The 18,046-nt window shown below is 51.3% G+C and carries 13 protein-coding genes and 1 riboswitch; of the genes, 4 read left to right on the top strand and 9 right to left on the bottom strand.

Annotated elements, in window-relative coordinates:
• Positions 1 to 325 precede the first annotated feature (325 nt).
• The 8 genes from thiH to EYB30_RS13210 all read right to left on the bottom strand — a co-directional run bounded on the left by thiH (position 326) and on the right by EYB30_RS13210 (position 11,050).
• Positions 326 to 1,474 carry a 2-iminoacetate synthase ThiH gene (gene thiH, locus EYB30_RS13175; RefSeq protein WP_166839380.1) on the bottom strand — a complete coding sequence of 383 codons (1,149 nt, stop codon included), beginning with the start codon at positions 1,472 to 1,474 and terminating at the stop codon, positions 326 to 328.
• Positions 1,471 to 2,238 (bottom strand): thiazole synthase, encoded by a 768-nt coding sequence (locus EYB30_RS13180; protein WP_166839381.1) that lies wholly within the window; start codon positions 2,236 to 2,238, stop codon positions 1,471 to 1,473. Before EYB30_RS13180 ends, thiH begins: the two co-directional genes overlap by 4 nt.
• A gap of 2 nt (positions 2,239 to 2,240) precedes the next feature.
• Positions 2,241 to 2,441, bottom strand: a complete 201-nt coding sequence (thiS, locus tag EYB30_RS13185; RefSeq protein ID WP_166839382.1) for a sulfur carrier protein ThiS — start codon at positions 2,439 to 2,441, stop codon at positions 2,241 to 2,243.
• Positions 2,425 to 3,927 carry a thiamine phosphate synthase gene (thiE, locus tag EYB30_RS13190; RefSeq protein ID WP_166839383.1) on the bottom strand — a complete coding sequence of 501 codons (1,503 nt, stop codon included), beginning with the start codon at positions 3,925 to 3,927 and terminating at the stop codon, positions 2,425 to 2,427. Before thiE ends, thiS begins: the two co-directional genes overlap by 17 nt.
• Entirely contained in the window at positions 3,917 to 5,692 is a 1,776-nt protein-coding gene (gene thiC / locus EYB30_RS13195) for a phosphomethylpyrimidine synthase ThiC (RefSeq protein WP_166839384.1), read from the bottom strand. Before thiC ends, thiE begins: the two co-directional genes overlap by 11 nt.
• Positions 5,693 to 5,789: 97 nt before the next feature.
• Positions 5,790 to 5,900, bottom strand: a riboswitch (TPP riboswitch).
• Positions 5,901 to 6,076: 176 nt separating this feature from the next.
• Positions 6,077 to 7,510, bottom strand: a complete 1,434-nt coding sequence (sbcB, locus tag EYB30_RS13200) for an exodeoxyribonuclease I (RefSeq protein WP_166839385.1) — start codon at positions 7,508 to 7,510, stop codon at positions 6,077 to 6,079.
• A gap of 93 nt (positions 7,511 to 7,603) precedes the next feature.
• A complete protein-coding gene (locus EYB30_RS13205; RefSeq protein ID WP_166839386.1) occupies positions 7,604 to 10,111 on the bottom strand; it encodes an EAL domain-containing protein in 2,508 nt (835 codons plus the stop codon).
• Positions 10,112 to 10,216: 105 nt separating this feature from the next.
• Entirely contained in the window at positions 10,217 to 11,050 is an 834-nt protein-coding gene (locus EYB30_RS13210; protein ID WP_166839387.1) for a LysR family transcriptional regulator, read from the bottom strand.
• 108 nt (positions 11,051 to 11,158) lie between these two features.
• Here EYB30_RS13210 and EYB30_RS13215 point away from each other — a divergent pair, with 108 nt between their 5' ends.
• The 3 genes from EYB30_RS13215 to EYB30_RS13225 all read left to right on the top strand — a co-directional run bounded on the left by EYB30_RS13215 (position 11,159) and on the right by EYB30_RS13225 (position 15,634).
• Positions 11,159 to 12,340: an acyl-CoA dehydrogenase gene (locus EYB30_RS13215; RefSeq protein WP_166839388.1), complete on the top strand. Its 1,182-nt coding sequence runs from the start codon at positions 11,159 to 11,161 to the stop codon at positions 12,338 to 12,340.
• Positions 12,341 to 12,407: 67 nt separating this feature from the next.
• The gene (locus EYB30_RS13220; RefSeq protein WP_166839389.1) at positions 12,408 to 14,615 is read left to right on the top strand and encodes a dehydrogenase E1 component subunit alpha/beta; all 2,208 of its coding nucleotides are present in this window, start codon (positions 12,408 to 12,410) and stop codon (positions 14,613 to 14,615) included.
• On the top strand, positions 14,612 to 15,634 hold the full coding sequence (locus EYB30_RS13225; RefSeq protein WP_166839390.1) for a malonyl CoA-ACP transacylase: 1,023 nt from the start codon (positions 14,612 to 14,614) through the stop codon (positions 15,632 to 15,634). Before EYB30_RS13220 ends, EYB30_RS13225 begins: the two co-directional genes overlap by 4 nt.
• Here EYB30_RS13225 and EYB30_RS13230 read toward each other — a convergent pair whose 3' ends face one another.
• The gene (locus EYB30_RS13230; protein ID WP_166839391.1) at positions 15,635 to 16,813 is read right to left on the bottom strand and encodes a tetratricopeptide repeat protein; all 1,179 of its coding nucleotides are present in this window, start codon (positions 16,811 to 16,813) and stop codon (positions 15,635 to 15,637) included.
• Between the two features lie 163 nt (positions 16,814 to 16,976).
• Between EYB30_RS13230 and EYB30_RS13235 the strand changes: the two genes are divergently transcribed.
• Positions 16,977 to 17,975 carry an isoaspartyl peptidase/L-asparaginase family protein gene (locus EYB30_RS13235; protein WP_166839392.1) on the top strand — a complete coding sequence of 333 codons (999 nt, stop codon included), beginning with the start codon at positions 16,977 to 16,979 and terminating at the stop codon, positions 17,973 to 17,975.
• The last annotated feature ends 71 nt before the right edge of the window (positions 17,976 to 18,046 follow it).

An 18,046-nucleotide genomic window follows, 5' to 3' on the forward strand; every position in this document is an offset into this window, starting at 1 on the left:
GCGAGAGTAGTTCACCGCCAGGCTCCTCATTCAAGCAAAAGGCCTACCCTAAACGGTAGGCCTTTTTGCGTTGACGCGCCTCGGGGCAGGCCATCCTGGCGGCGCACTACCGTTACATAACAGCTACAGCGCTGCGCGTGTAGCATGGCGAAACACCTCCTGTGTTTCGTCCTGCGGACCGTTGCGTTGCAACGTCCAAAGGTGTCAGGAACACCTTTGTCGCTATGCGAAGTCAGCACACTAGGCAGTTCACCGCTGGATGGCCATCCCCGCAGCCTCCTCATTCAAGCAAAGCCCGCCTCGTAAGAGTCGGGCTTTTTGCGTTTTATCTTCCTAAAAAGCTTTCCCAATCTTTCCAAACAGGTTGCAGGCCTTGCCGCAACAAGGCCTCTGCTACCTGTTGCGGTGAGCGGTTATCATCAATACTAAATTGCTCGAGGTTTTCCGGTTCGACGCTGTAACCGCCTGGCTGGGTTTTCGAGCCGGCGCTGATGCTGCTGATAGCCAGTGGCACCACATGCTGGCGAAACTGTGCAGACTCACGAGTCGACAGGCTAATTTCCAGCTCTGGCGCAAATAGGCGAAAGGCGCAAATTAATTGGATCAGTTCTTTATCGCTAATGGGGTTAGCAACAGTAGCGCCACCGCTACATGGCCTGATCCTTGGCACAGATAAACTAAAACGGCTCTGCCAATAATGCTTTTGCAGGTAACGGATATGCTGGGCCAGTAAGATAGCATCGGTGCGCCAATCGGTCAGCCCCAGCAATATGCCCAGGCCAATTTTGTCAATGCCTGCACGTCCGACCCGATCCGGGGCATCTATGCGCCAGTGAATATCACTTTTTTTACCTTTTAGATGATATTGTTGATAAGCCAATTGGTTGTAGGTTTCCTGATACAGCATCACCGCATCAACGCCGGCCTGTTTCAGGAGGCGGTATTCATCAGTACTCAACGGCTGAACTTCCAGTTGTACCTGGCTAAAGTGACGTCTGACAACCGGTAGGATCTTACAGAAATAGTCGATACCCACTTTACGTTCATGCTCACCACTGACCAGCAGTACCTGATCAATCCCCATTGCTTTAATAGCGCGGCACTCCTGCTCAACCTCGGCGGTTGTAAGAGTACGACGTTTAACTTTTTGACTTAACGAAAAGCCACAGTAAGTGCATTCATTAGCGCAAAGGTTGGACAGGTAAAGTGGCGCAAATAACTGAACGGTGCGGCCAAAGCGCTGTCGGGTTAAGTACTGCGCTTTATTTGCCAGTTGCGGCAGAAAAGGTGCCGCAGCTGGCGAGAGCAAGGTTTGCAAATCACTGAGATTAAGCTGCTGCTTTTGCAGCGCATGCTGTACCTGTATGGCACTAAAGCTACGGCTATACAGCTGTAGCTGCTGCCAATTCTGATGCTGCCACTGCGCAATAAAGCCACCGTCGCAGGACGTTGTTATGTCGGCTACTGCTATCATAGTGCCGCCAGAAAGTCGGTAAAAGGACTGGAAGCGATCGCCTGGCTGCTGTTATGCGCCAAGCCAGCTGTAAAGGCACTGTGCCCGGCCTCAACTGCCAGAGCAAAGGCGTGCGCCATTGCTACCGGGTTGTCACTGCTGGCAATAGCTGTATTTACCAGTACAGCCGATGCGCCCAGCTCCATTGCCGCTGATGCATGCGAGGGGGCACCAAGGCCGGCGTCTATGATCACCGGCACTGTGGCTTGTTCGATAATAATCTCCAGCATAGCGCGGGTTTGTAAGCCTTGGTTTGAGCCAATAGCAGCGCCAAGCGGCATCACGGCAGCGCAGCCAACTTGTTGCAGCCGTTTACACAGTACCGGGTCGGCACTGCAGTAAGGCAGTACGACAAAACCTAATTTAACCAGTTGCTCTGCCGCCCGTAAGGTTTCGATAGGATCCGGCATTAAATAGCGAGGATCGGGATGAATCTCCAGCTTTAGCCAAGGCGTTTGCAAGGCTTCACGTGCTAATTCTGCGGCAAAAACAGCCTCTTTCGCGCTCTTCGCGCCTGAGGTATTCGGCAGTAGCTGAACATTCATAGCTCTAAGTGGCGATAGTAAGTCATCCTGTGGTTTATCAAGCTCAAGCCGTTTTAACGCTAACGTGACCAGCTGGCAATTACTGGCTGCTACAGCTTGTTGCATCAGTTGTGGGCTGGCAAATTTACCGCTGCCAAGTAGCAGACGGCTGTTAAAGGTTTTATCTGCTATGCGTAGCATTTTCAGCCCCCGGTTACGATGTGAAATAGGTTTACACAGTCATTGTCTCGTAGCTGATGCTGTGGCCATTGCTGTTTTGCAATAACAGTATTATTTATTGCCACTGCCAGCCCTTGTGGTTGTATTTGCTGCTGTATCAGCAACTCTGCTACGGTGCAATTGGCAGTGAGTTGCAGCAACTGGTCATTAAATTTGATGTGCATAGTGTTGCTCCACACGCTGTTTAAGGGCTAAAAAAGCCTGTTCAGGCTGTTGTTGTGCCGTTATGGCAGACACCACAGCGACACCGGCTACACCGCAAGACAGAACCATATCCAGTCGCTCAGCATTAATACCGCCGATGGCCACGGTAGGAATGTCGTTGCACAGGGCGGCATAACGTTTTAAGCGGGTGAGCCCTTGAGGTTGGGATGGCATTTGCTTGGTTTGGGTGGCAAATACATGCCCCAGCGCGATATAAGATGGCTTAATCTGCCTGGCCCGCAGTAGCTCGCTATAGCTATGGGTAGAAACTCCCAGGCGTAGACCGGCGGCTGCAATGGCGACTAAATCAGCTTGTGCTAAATCTTCCTGTCCCAGATGCACGCCGTAAGCACTATATTTAATGGCCAGTTGCCAATGATCGTTAATAAACAGCCTTAGTTTATAGTCGCGGCTTAACAGCACAGCTTCGGCGATCTGTTGTTCAATTTCATCTGCGGTTCCATTTTTGATGCGCAATTGGATAACATCAGGCTCAAGCGGCAATAAACGTTTTAGCCAGGCTACACTGTCAATCACCGGATAAAAGCCAATAGGTGCAGTGATGCCGGCAAAGCTCAGGTTGTCATCTATTGTTTCAGCTGCCTGTTGTAACTGCGGGAAATAGCCGGGTGTAACAGGCCAGCCGTGGTGCTGTAAGCTACCGGCACCTTTACCGGTAGCGTAGCTGCAGCTTAGTGCCTGCTGCAGGTACGCCCTGCCGATAATAGTGCTGTCAGCAAGCGCATAGCCATGAGCGCAGGCTGCAGCTATGGCGCTGGACAGTACGCAACCTGTGCCGTGGTTATGTACTGTGTTAAGCCGGGGCAGCTTCAGCCAAAAGTGCCCAGTTGTCGCAATAAACTGATCGGTGACGGTATTGGACTCTGCACTGTGGCCGCCTTTTACCAGCACAGTCTGACAACCAAAGAGCAGCAGTTGCCGGGCCTGCAGATCGTTACTTTGTTGCGGCGTATTACTTAGCAAGGCCAGTTCCGGCAGATTGGGCGTGAGTAAATCTACCTGCGGCAGCAGCTGTTGCCGCCAGATCTGCAGGGTGCTTTGCCGGACAAAGTTGTAGCCGGTGCTGCTACTGAGCACCGGATCGGCGATAACGACAAACTGATACTCAGCTTTGTGTTGTGCCAGCCAAAGCGCCAGCTTTACCAATAGCTCTGCATCAGGAATAAGGCCGATTTTAATCGCCTTGGGCGGCATATCCTGCAACAGGCAGTTCAGTTGCGTAATAAACAGCGCCGGACTTATGCTTTCATAGCCGACCACCTCAGTGCTGTTTTGCGCTGTCACCGCCGCAATAATGCTGCAGCCATGGCAGCCCAAAGCATTGAAAGTGAGTAAGTCGGCCTGAATGCCAGCGCCACCAGCACTGTCGGAGCTGGCGATGGTCCAGACGATCGGTTTGCTGTCAGATAGCGACTCAGGCATCATTTAATGCCTCTTCCTGCTGAATTTGCTGGTTAAGCCGCATTGAGCAAAATTTTGGCCCGCACATCGAGCAAAATGGTTCGCTGTCGGCACCCTCATGGCTTAGCGTTTCATCGTGATAAGCTTTGGCGGTAAACGGGTCCAGCGCCAGGTTGTACTGATCCTGCCAGCGAAACTCGTAGCGCGCCTTGGATAGGGCATTGTCCCTAAGCTGAGCCGCCGGATGGCCTTTGGCCAGATCTGCGGCATGGGCAGCAATTTTGTAGGCAATAAGGCCTTGTTTAACATCTTCTTTATTTGGCAGGCCTAAATGCTCTTTTGGCGTGACATAACACAGCATGGCGCAGCCAAACCAGCCAATCATCGCTGCACCTATGCCAGAGGTAATATGATCATAACCCGGCGCAATATCCGTAGTTAATGGGCCAAGCGTATAGAACGGGGCTTCGTGGCAGTGTTTTAACTGCTCGGTCATATTCTCTTGAATAAGCTGCATGGGCACATGGCCAGGGCCTTCAATCATAACCTGCACATCATAGCGCCAGGCAATTTTGGTCAGCTCGCCTAAGGTGCGCAGTTCGGCAAACTGCGCCGCATCGTTAGCGTCGGCAATGCTGCCCGGGCGCAAGCCATCACCTAAGGAGAGTGAAATATCGTAGGCCGCACAAAGCTGGCAAATTTGCTCAAAGTGCTGATATAAAAAGCTTTCCTGGTTATATAACCGGGTCCACTGCGCCATAATAGCGCCGCCACGCGAAACGATACCAGTAACGCGATTGGCGGTTAGTGCGACATAGTCTTTTAGTACGCCGGCATGAATAGTAAAGTAATCTACGCCTTGTTCGGCTTGCTCTATCAGGGTGTTGTAAAATACCTGCCAGTTCAGCCGGCTGACATCGCCATTTACTTTTTCCAGCGCCTGATAAATCGGCACTGTGCCAATGGGGACCGGGCTGTTACGTAAAATCCAATCACGGGTTTGATGAATACGCCGGCCGGTGGACAGATCCATTACCGTATCGGCGCCCCAGCGGGTGGCCCATACCAGCTTTTCCACTTCTTCTTCAATGCTTGAGGTCACGGACGAGTTACCGATATTGGCATTTACTTTTACTTTAAAGTTGCGGCCAATAATCATTGGTTCAGCTTCCGGATGATTTATATTGGCCGGAATTATTGCCCGTCCGGCTGCGACTTCCTGCCGCACAAACTCTGCCGTGATCTGTTTAGGAATTGCAGCGCCAAAACTTTCGCCCTTATGGTGTCTTACGCCATCATCTGCTGCGGCCATGTTTTCCCTCAGCGCAATAAAGTGCATTTCCGGTGTAATAATACCGGCACGGGCATAGTGCAATTGGGTCACTGTTTTGCCAGGCTTAGCTTTAAGCGGCTGATGGTCGAATTCGGTTATTTGCTCGTCCAGCGCAATATCTGCAAACGGTAACTCAGGCGAGGGTGTTACATCACCGCGGGCGTGAATCCAGTTTAGCCGTAATTTAGGCAAGCCTTTAAGCACATCTAACGGCTGCATGGGGTCGCCATAAGGGCCTGAGGTGTCATACACCGGCAGGCAAGGATTAGGCAGCTCACGGCCATCGGCTAAACGGCTGGGGCTAAGGTGGATGTCGCGCACCGGCACTTTAACGCCACTTTGCCCGCATTCAAGGTAACGACGGCTGGAGCCGGGAAAGGTTTCGCCTTGCAGCGCCTGAATATAGGCTCGGGCATGGGCGCGTAAATCACGTTTTGATAAAGGTGTAGCAGACATAGCAAGCTCCGGTTAACAAGTTGAGGTTGCTTGTCCGGAGTGGGGGCAGGTTATAACAGTCAGTCAATCCGACGGGCGGATTTGGCTTGGGTTAAATGCTGTATTTCCCCTTGTTTCCCTTCGCAGGTATTAGCCTGATCAGGTTCAACGGATCCCGTTTTCACGGTCTCAGCCCGCTGCAAACAGCTGGGCACTCCGACAAGATGGCGCTAAGTATTCACTTATTACTAACGAAATTCAATAGCGATGTTTAAAAGCTTGAGCCGCTAACACCCGTTGTGCTCGCCACAGCAACTCGCCCTAATGCCTACGGCAGGGCTCAGACACTCTGTGGCTGCGCAAACGGGGTTACCGGCTTCGCTTTGCGCAGCATGATGGATAGCGTTATAAGCCCTGCACATACAGATAAAGTGATTTAAGAATTTTCATCTTATGCTCATCACTGGCATGTTCATGCGCCAAATTTTCCAATGCCAGGCTAAAATCTTCCATAGTTAAATTGGGGTTATCAAGGCCGTGCATGAGTTTATCTGTACGATAGCGCTGCCACTTTTGCTGTTCGCTGTCGGTCAGGCTGTAGGGGTAATTACGGGCACGGTATAAAAACAGCAGGCTATTTAAGCGTTCGTCACTAAATACCGGCGCATCCACCGCTAACTGCTCCGGTGTGAGCTGATGCAGCCGCGCCATTTTTTGTTTATCGCCATCGCTGATAAAACCATTGTACAGCTGATAATCCGGGTTGGTTTCGGCTGGGAACTCATTGAGCTGCTGATACAATTCAATGACTTTGGCCTGGGTAGCACGATGCTGGCGTAAAAAATCCAGATGTTTCAGGCATTGGGTACGGTCAATACCAAACTGGGCGGCGCGCTCTTCAGTTAAGGTTTTTGCCGGTGCCAATACCGGGCATTTATTCAAATGTATTAGCTTTAAACCCAGCCTGTGCTCGCCATCGGCCAGATCGGCTGTTTTGGTGTAAAGCTTTTGCTGCAAGGTGGCGATATCGTCTTCCAGCAGCGGTGTCGGATCAGCCTGTAAGTTGTAGCAAATCAACGCGTTTTTATTACTTGGGTGAAACGCCAGCGGCACTATCCAGCTAACACAGCCTTGGGTAGCAGGAAATTTAGACGACACGTGCACCAGCGGCGTCATACCTGCGACATCAATCAGCTCGGCCACTTTGGCTTTTTTACGTAGTTCAAATAAATAACCAAATAGTTTCGGCTGCTTTTGTTTGATCAGTTTTGCCATAGCAATGGTGGCATACACATCGGATAACGCATCATGGGCGTTTTCATGCGCTAAGCCGTTCGCGCGGGTTAACTCTTCCAGTTTAAAGCTGGGGCTGCCGTCCTCGCGCAGTGGCCAGTTGATGCCGTCCGGGCGCAGCGCATAGCAGGCGCGAACCATGTCGATTAAGTCCCAGCGGCTGTTGCCGTTTTGCCACTCGCGGCCGTAGGGTTCGTAAAAGTTGCGGTACAGGCTGTAACGGGTCACTTCATCGTCAAAGCGCAGGTTGTTGTAACCCAGCACACAGCTGTTTGGCGCACTGAAGCGTGAGAGAATGCGCTGCATAAAGTCAGTTTCGCTTAGGCCTTTTTTATTGCACAGCTGTGGTGTTAGGCCGGTGATCAGTGCCGCCTGCGGGTGCGGCAGATAATCATTGGCCAGCTGGCAATACCAGACGTCGGGCTCGCCGATAATATTAAGGTCTAAGTCGGTGCGAATGCCGGCAAACTGCGCCGGGCGGTCGCGTTTGGGATCGGCACCCCAGGTTTCATAGTCGTGAAAGTAAAAACTGGCGTGTTGAGTCATGTGTTTTTATACGTAAGTTGACGCTGCAGACATGTCGCCAGTGTAGCAGCATCTGCTTGGATACTCACGGTTTTCGCTATGACAGCCAGGCGATTAGCGGCTTAACAAAGCTGTTATTTGTGCAGCGGGTAGCGGCGCAGATACCAGATAACCTTGCCCTTGATCGCAGCCTGCGTTGAGTAAAAAGCCCCGTTGTTGCGGGGTTTCTATACCTTCGGCTATCACATTTAAGCCCAGCGCTTTGGCCATGGCAATAATAGCACTGGCGATTTGGCAGGCTCCGGTATTGCCGGGTAAATCGCGGACAAAACTCTGGTCAATTTTTAAGGTATCCAGCGGTAGCCGACGTAAATAAGACAATGACGAATAGCCGGTGCCAAAATCGTCAATTGACAGGCTAAACCCCAGCGCTTTTAAAGCGGTAAGCTGGGCTAACGTTTGCTCGGCTTGCGCTGGAATTAAGCAGCTTTCGGTAAGTTCAAGTTCAAGCAACTCGGGTGCTATGCCGGCTTGCTGCACTATATGCTGCAAGCGCGAGACAAAGTCAGTATCGGCCAGTTGCAGGGCTGAGATATTGACCGACACCGGCAGTGCCAAATGCTGCCATTGTTGTTGCTGCTGGCATACCTGCTGCAATACTTGCTCCCCCAGCGCAGAAATTAAGCCCAGCTTCTCTGCCAGTGGAATAAAACGGGCAGGCGAGACCTGGCCCAACTGAGGGTGCTGCCACCGTACGAGCGCTTCAAACCCTACTATGTGGTTACTGGCCAGGGCGAATTTTGGCTGATAATGCACTTGCAACTGCTGTAGTTTTAATGCTTCACGCAGGGCCTGCTCTAGTTTTAGTTCATCGGCATTTTGCTGACCGGCACTGGCCTGGTAAAAACAAAACTGGTTACGACCACTGCTTTTGGCCTGATACATTGCCACATCAGCGTGTTTTACCAGTTGTTCGGCACTTTCGCCATCTTGTGGATAAATTGCGATACCAATGCTGGTGGTAAGAAAAAATTCCTGGCCAAGCAAATTAACCGGTTGCTCAATCTGCGCAATGATGCGTCTGGCCAGTTGCGCTAGGGAGGTGTGTTCATCCAGTTCAGGCAATAAAATGGTGAACTCGTCGCCGCCCAGCCTGGCGACAGATTCACCTTCGCGTACTGTTGCACAAATGCGCCTGGCAACTTCTTTTAACGCCTGATCGCCGGCCAAATGGCCCAGGGTGTCATTAATACGCTTAAATAAATCCAGATCAAGAAACATCACCGCTAGCTTATGCTGATGGCGGTGAGCATTGGCCAGGCTGAGCTGCAGGCGGTCAAAAAACATCCGCCGGTTGGCTAGGCCGGTAAGCTCATCAATATACGCCAGCTGGTGAATTTTCTGCTCTTGCTGCTTGCGCGTGGTGATATCACTGAAAATGGCAGCAAACTGACTGATTTGCTGCTGTTCGTCGCGAATAGCGGTAATGGTTAACCACTGCGGATAAATATCGCCGTTTTTACGCCGGTTCCAGATCTCACCTTGCCAGCGCCCCTGCTGCAGCAATACCCGCCACATTTGCTGATAGAATTCAGCCTGATGCCGGCCCGAGCTAAGCAGCCGTGGGCTCTGACCGATAACCTCATGAGGGCTGTAGCCGGTGATTTGGCTAAAGCTGGGGTTAACTGACTGAATAACGCCTTTGCTGTCGGTAATCATAATACCGTCCAGGGAGGCATCAATCACTTTATGGGCTAAGCGTAAATAATCTGCCGAGGTACGCAGCGCGGCGTCGCGCGCAACTAAGGCTGTTCGCAGCTGATCCACATAGGCGTGTTCAACATTTCGCAGAATATCGGTAAAGGACAAAATGCCTTGCAGCGCCGAGCCTTGTTTTACCGCTATATGCCTTAGCTGGTGCTCGGTTAATAATTTTACCGCCTGCACCAAGGTAGTGGTGTTATCTACCGTGAGTACAGACCGGCTGGCCAGCTCGCCGACAGTGTGACAATTTTTTTGCTGAGCCAGATAATGGATCAGATCATGCTCAGTCACAATGCCCTGACTGCCGTCAGCAAAGATCACGACAGCAGCATCGACATCCTGTTGTTGCATTTGCTTTACGGCGTCGCCCAGAGATAACTGAGCGCTCAGTTGCAGTGGCGCCACGTTCAGGCAAGAGCCAACATCACGAAATTGCAGATAAAATTCAATTTTTTGCTGGCGAATAATATCTGTTTGTGTCACCAGGCCTACAGCGCGGTTGTGTTTATCGGTTACCAGCAAGCGGCGTATACCGTATTGCAACATGGTGCTGGTGGCACTGCTTAGCCTGGTGGTGTCGCTAATACTGCGTACCGGCGAGCTCATTACCCGGCTAAGTGGTGTCTCTGCCGTATCCGGTTGGTTGAAATCCAGCTTACGGGCATCGGCAGCTGTCCAGATGCCACATACAGTACCGTCATCTTCGGTAATCAAAATACAGCTGATAGCGTATTGCCGCATCAGCCTTGAGGCATCACGCACACTCTGTCTGGCACTGCAACACACCGGCTTTTTACCCAGAATAGCCGCAACGATCGGATCGTTATCATCATGGCTTAATTGTGATACTGCAGACATAGCGCACCTGACACGAAAAATAAAGCCGCGACTATAACCGTTAGCCGCTCAGCGTATTTTGTGTCAGATCAAGATGAGATTAAATGGGTACGCCAAGAGTAATAATTATCGGGCTGGCTGGCAAAGTTGCCGCAGTATGGCCAGAGACGCAGAATCCTGATTTTTTGCATAGGCCAGGCCAATTTCACGTTGCAGCCTTAGCTGTGCTACCGGGCGTAATACGATATCCTGACGCTGCAGCAATGAATCAAAATTAGGCACCAAAGCACAGCCAACACCAGCAGAAACTAAGCCCAGCGCATATTCAATGGTTTGAATATCAGCGCGGATATCCGCTTTAATGCCCCGGCGCACTAATTCCGGATACAAGGTATTCCAGGCGTCACAGGGCGTACGTTTAATCAGCGGCAGCTGCTCAAAATCCTCTAAAGCTATCTGTTGTTGCAAACTCAGGGGCGCGCCGGGTGGCAGCGCCAGCAGGTAGTTGTCATGCCATATGGGGGCAAAGGCTTCACCGGCTTTGAGCAATTGCGGCGTAATAATGCGTGCATCACATGGCTCATCCGGCTCGACCAAATGCAGCTCTAACCCAGGCAGGCTGTTACTGAACTCTCGTAACAGTTGGCTCATCCGCTCTACACCTAAAGCTCTGATCAGACCCAAGCGGAACTTTACCCGTGCCACCGGCTCGGTAAAGGAGGCTTTAAGCGATTGCAACTGGCTGAGTAAGCGCCCGGCGTGGCCGTACAGTTTTTCACCATCCTCCGTTGGAGTTACCCCTTTGGGCAGGCGGATAAACAAGGTGACGCCCAGTTCCTGCTCCAGTTGGCGCAGTGCCGCTGACAGCGATGGCTGGGCAACGCAGCATTGGCGCGCTGCAGCGCTGACGCTGCCTTGTTCATATACGGCAACGAAGTAACTTAGTTGGCGAATATCCATAGTTATAAACTATACCTGATACAGAATTATTATATTTTAACTGTACATTAAAGCAGGCTAATCTGGCGATAACTAAAATATTTCGCTGGTTTTATTGAGGAATTTGCTATGGCACGTGCACATTTTGATTGGCAGGACCCTTTTGCATTTAGCAACATGCTAAGCGAGGAAGAACGGATGATCCGCGATACCGCTCACCAGTATTGTCAGGAAAAGCTGCAGCCGCGGGTGTTAATGGCCAACCGCGAAGAGCATTTTCATCGCGAAATTATGAACGAGCTGGGCGAGCTTGGCCTGCTGGGGGCCACCTTACCGGAAAAATACGGTTGCTCGGCGGTCAATTATGTCTGTTATGGCTTAGTGGCACGCGAAGTAGAGCGGGTAGACAGCGGTTATCGCAGCGCCATGAGTGTGCAGTCATCCTTAGTGATGCATCCTATTCATGAATACGGCAGCGAAGCACAGCGGCTGAAATATTTACCTAAACTGGCCAGCGGCGAGTGGGTGGGCTGCTTTGGTTTAACTGAGCCGGATGCCGGTTCAGATCCGGCCGGTATGCGCACTACCGCAAAGAAAACCGCCAGCGGTTACGTGTTAAACGGCAGCAAAATGTGGATCACCAATTCACCGATTGCCGATGTATTTGTGGTGTGGGCTAAGTTAGACGGTGAAATTCGCGGCTTTGTGCTGGAAAAAGGCATGAAGGGTTTATCGGCACCAAAAATTGAAGGCAAATTTTCGCTGCGCGCCTCTATTACCGGCGAAATTGTAATGGATAACGTTGAGGTACCTGAAGACGCCTTATTGCCGAATGTCAGCGGCTTAAAAGGCCCGTTTGGCTGCTTAAATAAAGCCCGTTACGGCATTGCCTGGGGCGCGCTGGGCGCGGCGGAGTTTTGCTGGCATGCGGCACGGCAGTATACGCTGGACAGGCTGCAATTTGGCCGGCCGCTGGCGGCTAATCAGCTTATCCAGAAAAAATTAGCGGATATGCAAACGGAGATCAGCATAGGCTTACTGTCTTGTCTGCAGGCCGGGCGTTTGATGGATCAAAATCTATTGGCGCCGGAGACGATTTCGCTGATTAAGCGTAACTCTTGTGGCAAGGCGCTGGATATTGCCCGGCTTGCCCGTGATATGCACGGCGGCAATGGTATCGCTGACGAATACCACGTAATACGCCATGTGATGAACCTGGAAGCGGTCAACACCTACGAGGGCACCCACGATGTGCATGCGCTGATTTTAGGCCGGGCGCAAACCGGTTTACAGGCGTTTAGCGGCGCTTAGAGCGCCGTTTGTTAACAGCCAGCCGCTTTTAAGCAACATCAGCAGCAATAGCAACGGAGTCAGCCTAATGTCAGAAGCCGTACATCCTTGGGTTAATGAATACCGGGCGCGGTTAAGCAGTGGCAAGCTGCCGGCGCATAGCAGCAGTCACAGTATTGATTTTTCAACGCTTTACCAGCTATGGCATAGTCAGCTGTGCAGCCGGCTGCTGGACTTGCAGTCGCGCTTACTGCAAGCCAAAGGCCAGAGTTTTTACACCATCGGCAGCGCCGGGCATGAGGGCAATGCAGCTGTGGCGGCGGCGTTAAGGCTTACTGATCCGGCGTTTTTGCATTATCGCAGTGGTGCTTTTTTTATTGAGCGCAGTAAGCAACTGCCTGGCAGTACCCCGCTGTACGATATGTTGCTGTCGTTTTGTGCCAGTAGCGACGACCCGATCTCCGGAGGCCGGCATAAAGTGCTGGGCAGTCTGGCGCTGAACATACCGCCGCAAACCAGCACTATAGCATCACAGTTACCCAAAGCAGTGGGGGCGGCTTTTGCGGTCGATTTAGCTAAACGGCTGGGGCTGGATGGTCAGTGGCCGGCCGATGCCATAGTGCTGTGCAGCTTTGGCGATGCCTCGGCCAACCATTCTACGGCACAAGGGGCAATTAATTCTGCCTGCTGGGCCGCTTATCAGCAAGTGCCGGTGCCGGTGTTGTTTGTCTGTGAAGATAATGGCCTGGGTATTTCCACGCCTACGCCCAGCGGCTGGATAGAACAGGATTTAGCCGACAGACCGGCGCTGAAATACTTTGCCGCTGACAGCCGTGATTTAGCGCAAACCTATCATGTTGCCCGCCGTGCGGCCGACTATGTGCGCAGCAAGCGTAAACCGGCGGTATTGCATTTATCGACCGTACGGTTATTTGGCCATGCCGGCGCTGATGCGGAAGTGGCGTATCGCACCAAAACGCAAATTGAAGCCGAGCTGGAGCTGGACCCCTTGCTTAGCAGCACGGCAGCACTGCTTGCCAGCGGTGACATTACCGCAGAGCAGTTGTTGGCGCAGTTAAACGCGCTGGTAGCGCAAATTGCCCGGGTGGCTGCGGTAGCCAGCAACCAGCCCAAGCTGACCACGGCGGCGCAGGTGATGGCGTCTATCGCGCCACAGCGTGCTGCGGTGCCGGTACCACTGCTGCCGGATGTTGAAGCACGCCAGCAACTGTTTGCTTTTGATCAGCATAACATCGGCAAAAAACAACACCTGGCGAAATTACTGAACTGGGCACTGCATGATGTGCTGGCACAATATAAAAATACTGTGGTGTTTGGCGAAGATGTCGGCAAAAAGGGCGGTGTTTATGGTGTTACCCAGCACTTAGTCCATGCTTTTGGCAGTAACAGGGTGATTAATACCCTGCTGGATGAGCAAAGTATTCTCGGCATGGCGATAGGCCTGTCGCAGCAGGGCTTTATTTCGATACCGGAAATTCAGTTTCTGGCCTATGTGCACAATGCTGAAGATCAAATTCGCGGCGAAGCAGCGACCTTGCCGTTTTTCTCTAACGGCCAGTATCACAATGCGATGGTGATCCGTATTGCCGGTCTGGCCTATCAGCGCGGCTTTGGCGGCCATTTTCATAATGACAACTCCTTTGCTGTGTTTCGCGATATTCCCGGTGTGATCCTGTTTTGTCCATCTAACGGTTATGACGCGGCCTTGTTATTGCGTCAGGCCGTTGCGCTTGCGCATCAGCAAAAACGGCTGGTTATTTTCCTGGAGCCGATAGCGCTTTATATGACGCGTGATTTAGCCGCAGGCGATGGCTTATGGTTACACGATTACCCTACACCCGATACGCCGCTACCAGAGCTTGGTGAACCGGCTGTGTATGGCAATGGTGATGAGCTGGCCATTATCAGCTACGGCAATGGTTATTACTTAAGCCGCCAGGCCGAGCAAGAGCTGGCAGCGCAGGGCTATCAGATCCGGCTGCTGGATTTACGCACCTTAGTGCCGCTGCACACTGAACTGATTGTCAAAGCGCTTAGGGGGTGTCGCAAGGTACTGATTGTCGATGAATGCCGCCGTCGAGGCTCGTTAAGTGAAGAGCTGTTTACTGCCTTACATGAGGCTAAACCAGGGCATTTTAGCATTTCGCGGTTGTGCGCTGAAGACAGCTTTATTCCGTTAGGGGCGGCGGCTTATGCCGTATTGCCATCGAAGCAGCAAATTGTGCAACAGGCACTTAGCCTGCTAACGGTTTCAACTGAACAGGTGATGTTATGAAGAAGACGGCGTTGGTGGTGTGTCCGGGACGGGGCACTTACAATAAAGCCGAGCTGGGTTACATCAGCCAACATGCTAAAGACCGTGCTTTGCTGGCGCAGTTTGACGCAGTAAGGGCTGATGCCGGTTTAGCAACAGTCACTGAACTTGATAGCCAGACCCTATTTAGCCGCAGTACGCATTTAAAAGCAGAAAATGCCGCCGCCCTGATATTTGCCGCCGGCATGGTGGATTATCGCAGTATTAACCCTGAGCAGTTTGACGTGGTGGCGGTAACCGGCAATTCGATGGGCTGGTATACCGCGCTGGGTTGCGCCGGGGTATTGGCTGCGGATAGCGGTATGCAGTTAGTTACTGACATGGCGCTGTTAACGGCCACTGGTGCCGGTGCACAGTTTATTTATCCGGTTATTGATGAAAACTGGTGTCCGGATCCGACGCGGTCTGCTTTAGTGCAGCAACAACTGACTAAACATCATGGCGATCTGTTTATGTCGATTGTCTATGGTGGCTATGCCGTGCTGGCTGGTAGTGAAGCGGCGGTAAAGGCCGCCATGGCAGCATTACCCCCTTGCGATGATCGCTTTCCGCTGCTGTTGCCGAGCCATGCTGCTTTTCATACCCGCTTTATGCAGGCGGCATCAGATAACGCTCTGGCGCTTTGGCCGGCAACACGCTTTAACCAGCCACAACTGCCAATGATTGATGGGCGCGGCCAGGTCTGGCCAAATTTTGGCAGTGATTTAGCGGCGCTGCAGCGTTATACACTGCAACATCAGGTATGTCAGACCTATGATTTTAGTAAAGCGCTGCAAGTGGCGGTAAAAGAATTTGCGCCCGAGCATATTATTTTGTTGGGCCCGGGGGCCAGTCTGGGCGGCGCTGTGGCACAAAGCCTGATTCAAATTGGCTGGCAGGGGCTTAAATCCAAACAAGATTTTGTGACCGCGCAGCAAAGTGATCGGCCCTATGTGTTGAGTATGGGGCTGCCAGAGCAGCGACATCACGAGGTCTGTTAATTAATGCACCCTCGCCAATTGATTTAAAATAGAAAGCTTATGTTCATAGCGTTGCTGGTCTTCATTTGAAGGCGCGTTGCGGCGAGCTTTCTTCATATATTTTACGGCTTGCTCATTTTCGTTCAGCACATAATAAGTTCTGGCTAACCCAAAATAGGCCTCATGGTTTTTGTTATCCAGCGAGACGGCATTCTTATATTTTTCGATTGCATCAATATAGTCATGATGACTAAATGCTTCATTACCGAGCATCAGGAAGTAGTATGGATTACGGCTTCGTTTGGCCAAGACTGTTTGCTCCAGCCTTTGTGCCTCTGTCGGCCTGCCGGTTTGCCGGTATAACACAGCTAAATTGGCCAGGGTATTAGTTGCATCCGGTTTAAGTGCCAAACTGTGTTGATAGCTTAGTTCTGCCAGATCGTACATGCCATTTACCCGATATAGCACACCAAGGTTAGACCAGGTTACAGCATAGTTCGGTGCAACTTTCGCCGCAGCTTTATAATAGGAATATGCCGCGGCATAATTGTCTATGGCAAATGCCAGTGCCGCTTTATTGTTGTAAAACATCGCAACTACGGTATCTGTATCAATTGAACGTTCAGGAAACTGTTGTTTAAGGCTGTAGGGGTCAAAATCAACGACAAAATCACTGCCTAATATCACCATGCCAGAAAAATCTCGCGAGACCCGATGTTGCTGCAACCGGACATTAATATGTCCATTTAACCAGGTTTGACTCAGAGCGCTTGTCCAGTATTCCGGAATTTGAATATCCTGAAACGTTGCGCTCATGCCAAGCTCTTTTGCCATGCTATAAGCGAGAATAGACAGGCTTAAACAATTAGCCTTACCCGATGCAATCGTTTCGCTCGCTGTTTTGGTTGCCGCATTGTCATACAATAATCCATCTTTGGCGTAAGAAAAAATCAGTTTAAGTGCTGACTTGGTCCGTTCTTCGACAGATTGAGTGTTTGTAAGGATGCGCGCTAACTCAACTTTAGTTTGTTCAGGCAATGCAAAAATTTGCTCGGGGGTTTCAGGTTGTTGGACGGTGCCGTTAAAAGTGATGTCGGGTAGAAGACCTTCAGGCGTAGACACGGAAGTCTGGTGCATCGTTTGACATGCACTGAGCGTTATAACGGTTAGAAAAGCATATGCCAACAGCCTTAACTTCATATCAACCTCAATGGTACTGCTACTTATTAAATATAGTCTACAGCTTTGAATAAGCATTTTTTTAGCACGCAGAGTTGTCGGGGCGATGCGTGAATGTGACAGCCGGTTGTGATTTTGTGGTGGATCAAGTACAAAGAAGTGTCCAACAGCACAGGAACTTACGATGAAAACAATAATATTTGCTGCTGTAATAAGCGTTTTTTCTGCTACCGCGCTGGCGAAAGCGCCTATTGGTATAGTGATCCATGGCGGTGCCGGCACCATAAGCCGTGATAGCATGAACCCGGCGCAAGAGCAGGCTTATCACGCCATGCTGGCACATGCGGTGAACCAGGGGTACAAGGTACTGGAACGTGGCGGTAACAGTTTAGATGCGGTTACCGCAGCCGTTACAGTGCTGGAAGACTCACCGTTATTTAATGCGGGTAAAGGTGCCGTTTATACCTTTGATGAAAGCCATGAACTGGATGCCTCTATTATGGATGGCCGCAACCGCGCCGCCGGGGCTGTGGCCGGTGTTACTAATGTAAAGAATCCGATACTGTTAGCGCGGGCGGTGATGGAAAAATCAGTGCATGTGATGTTAGCAGGCAAGGGAGCTGAACAGTTTGCCAAAGAGCAGCAACTGGAACTGGTTGACAACAACTATTTTAATACCGAATTTCGCTATGAGGCATTAAAGCGCGCCAAACAAGCGATAGCACCACAGCCGCATCAGGCGGCATTGCCTTATGATCCGGCATGGAAAATGGGCACCGTTGGCGCGGTAGCGATTGATCGCAACGGCAATTTGGCGGCGGCCACCTCAACCGGCGGTATGACGGCCAAACGTTATGGCCGTATTGGTGATGCACCGGTAATCGGCGCGGGTAATTTTGCTGATCAGCAATGTGCGGTGTCAGCAACCGGCCATGGTGAGTTTTTTATCCGTTACCAGGTGGCCAGTGATATCTGTGCCCGCGTTAAATATCAGCAAAAATCCGCTCAGGCTGCAGCAACAGAGGTGTTAGCTGAGTTAAAAGCTGTCGGTGGTGATGGCGGTGTTATTGTTGTCGATAGTAAAGGCCAGCTTAGCTGGGTATTTAACACCGAAGGCATGTATCGTGCACGCAAAACCGAAGGTGGTGAAGTGCTTAGCGAAATCTTTGCCAGTAGTCATTGATTTTGCAGCAAAGCGGCTAAATTCAGCTAACCTTAACAAGAGCCTTAAGCTCAGAACGACAGTGCAGGGGG

Source organism: Rheinheimera pleomorphica, from assembly GCF_011634895.1.
Lineage (GTDB): Bacteria > Pseudomonadota > Gammaproteobacteria > Enterobacterales > Alteromonadaceae > Alishewanella > Alishewanella pleomorphica.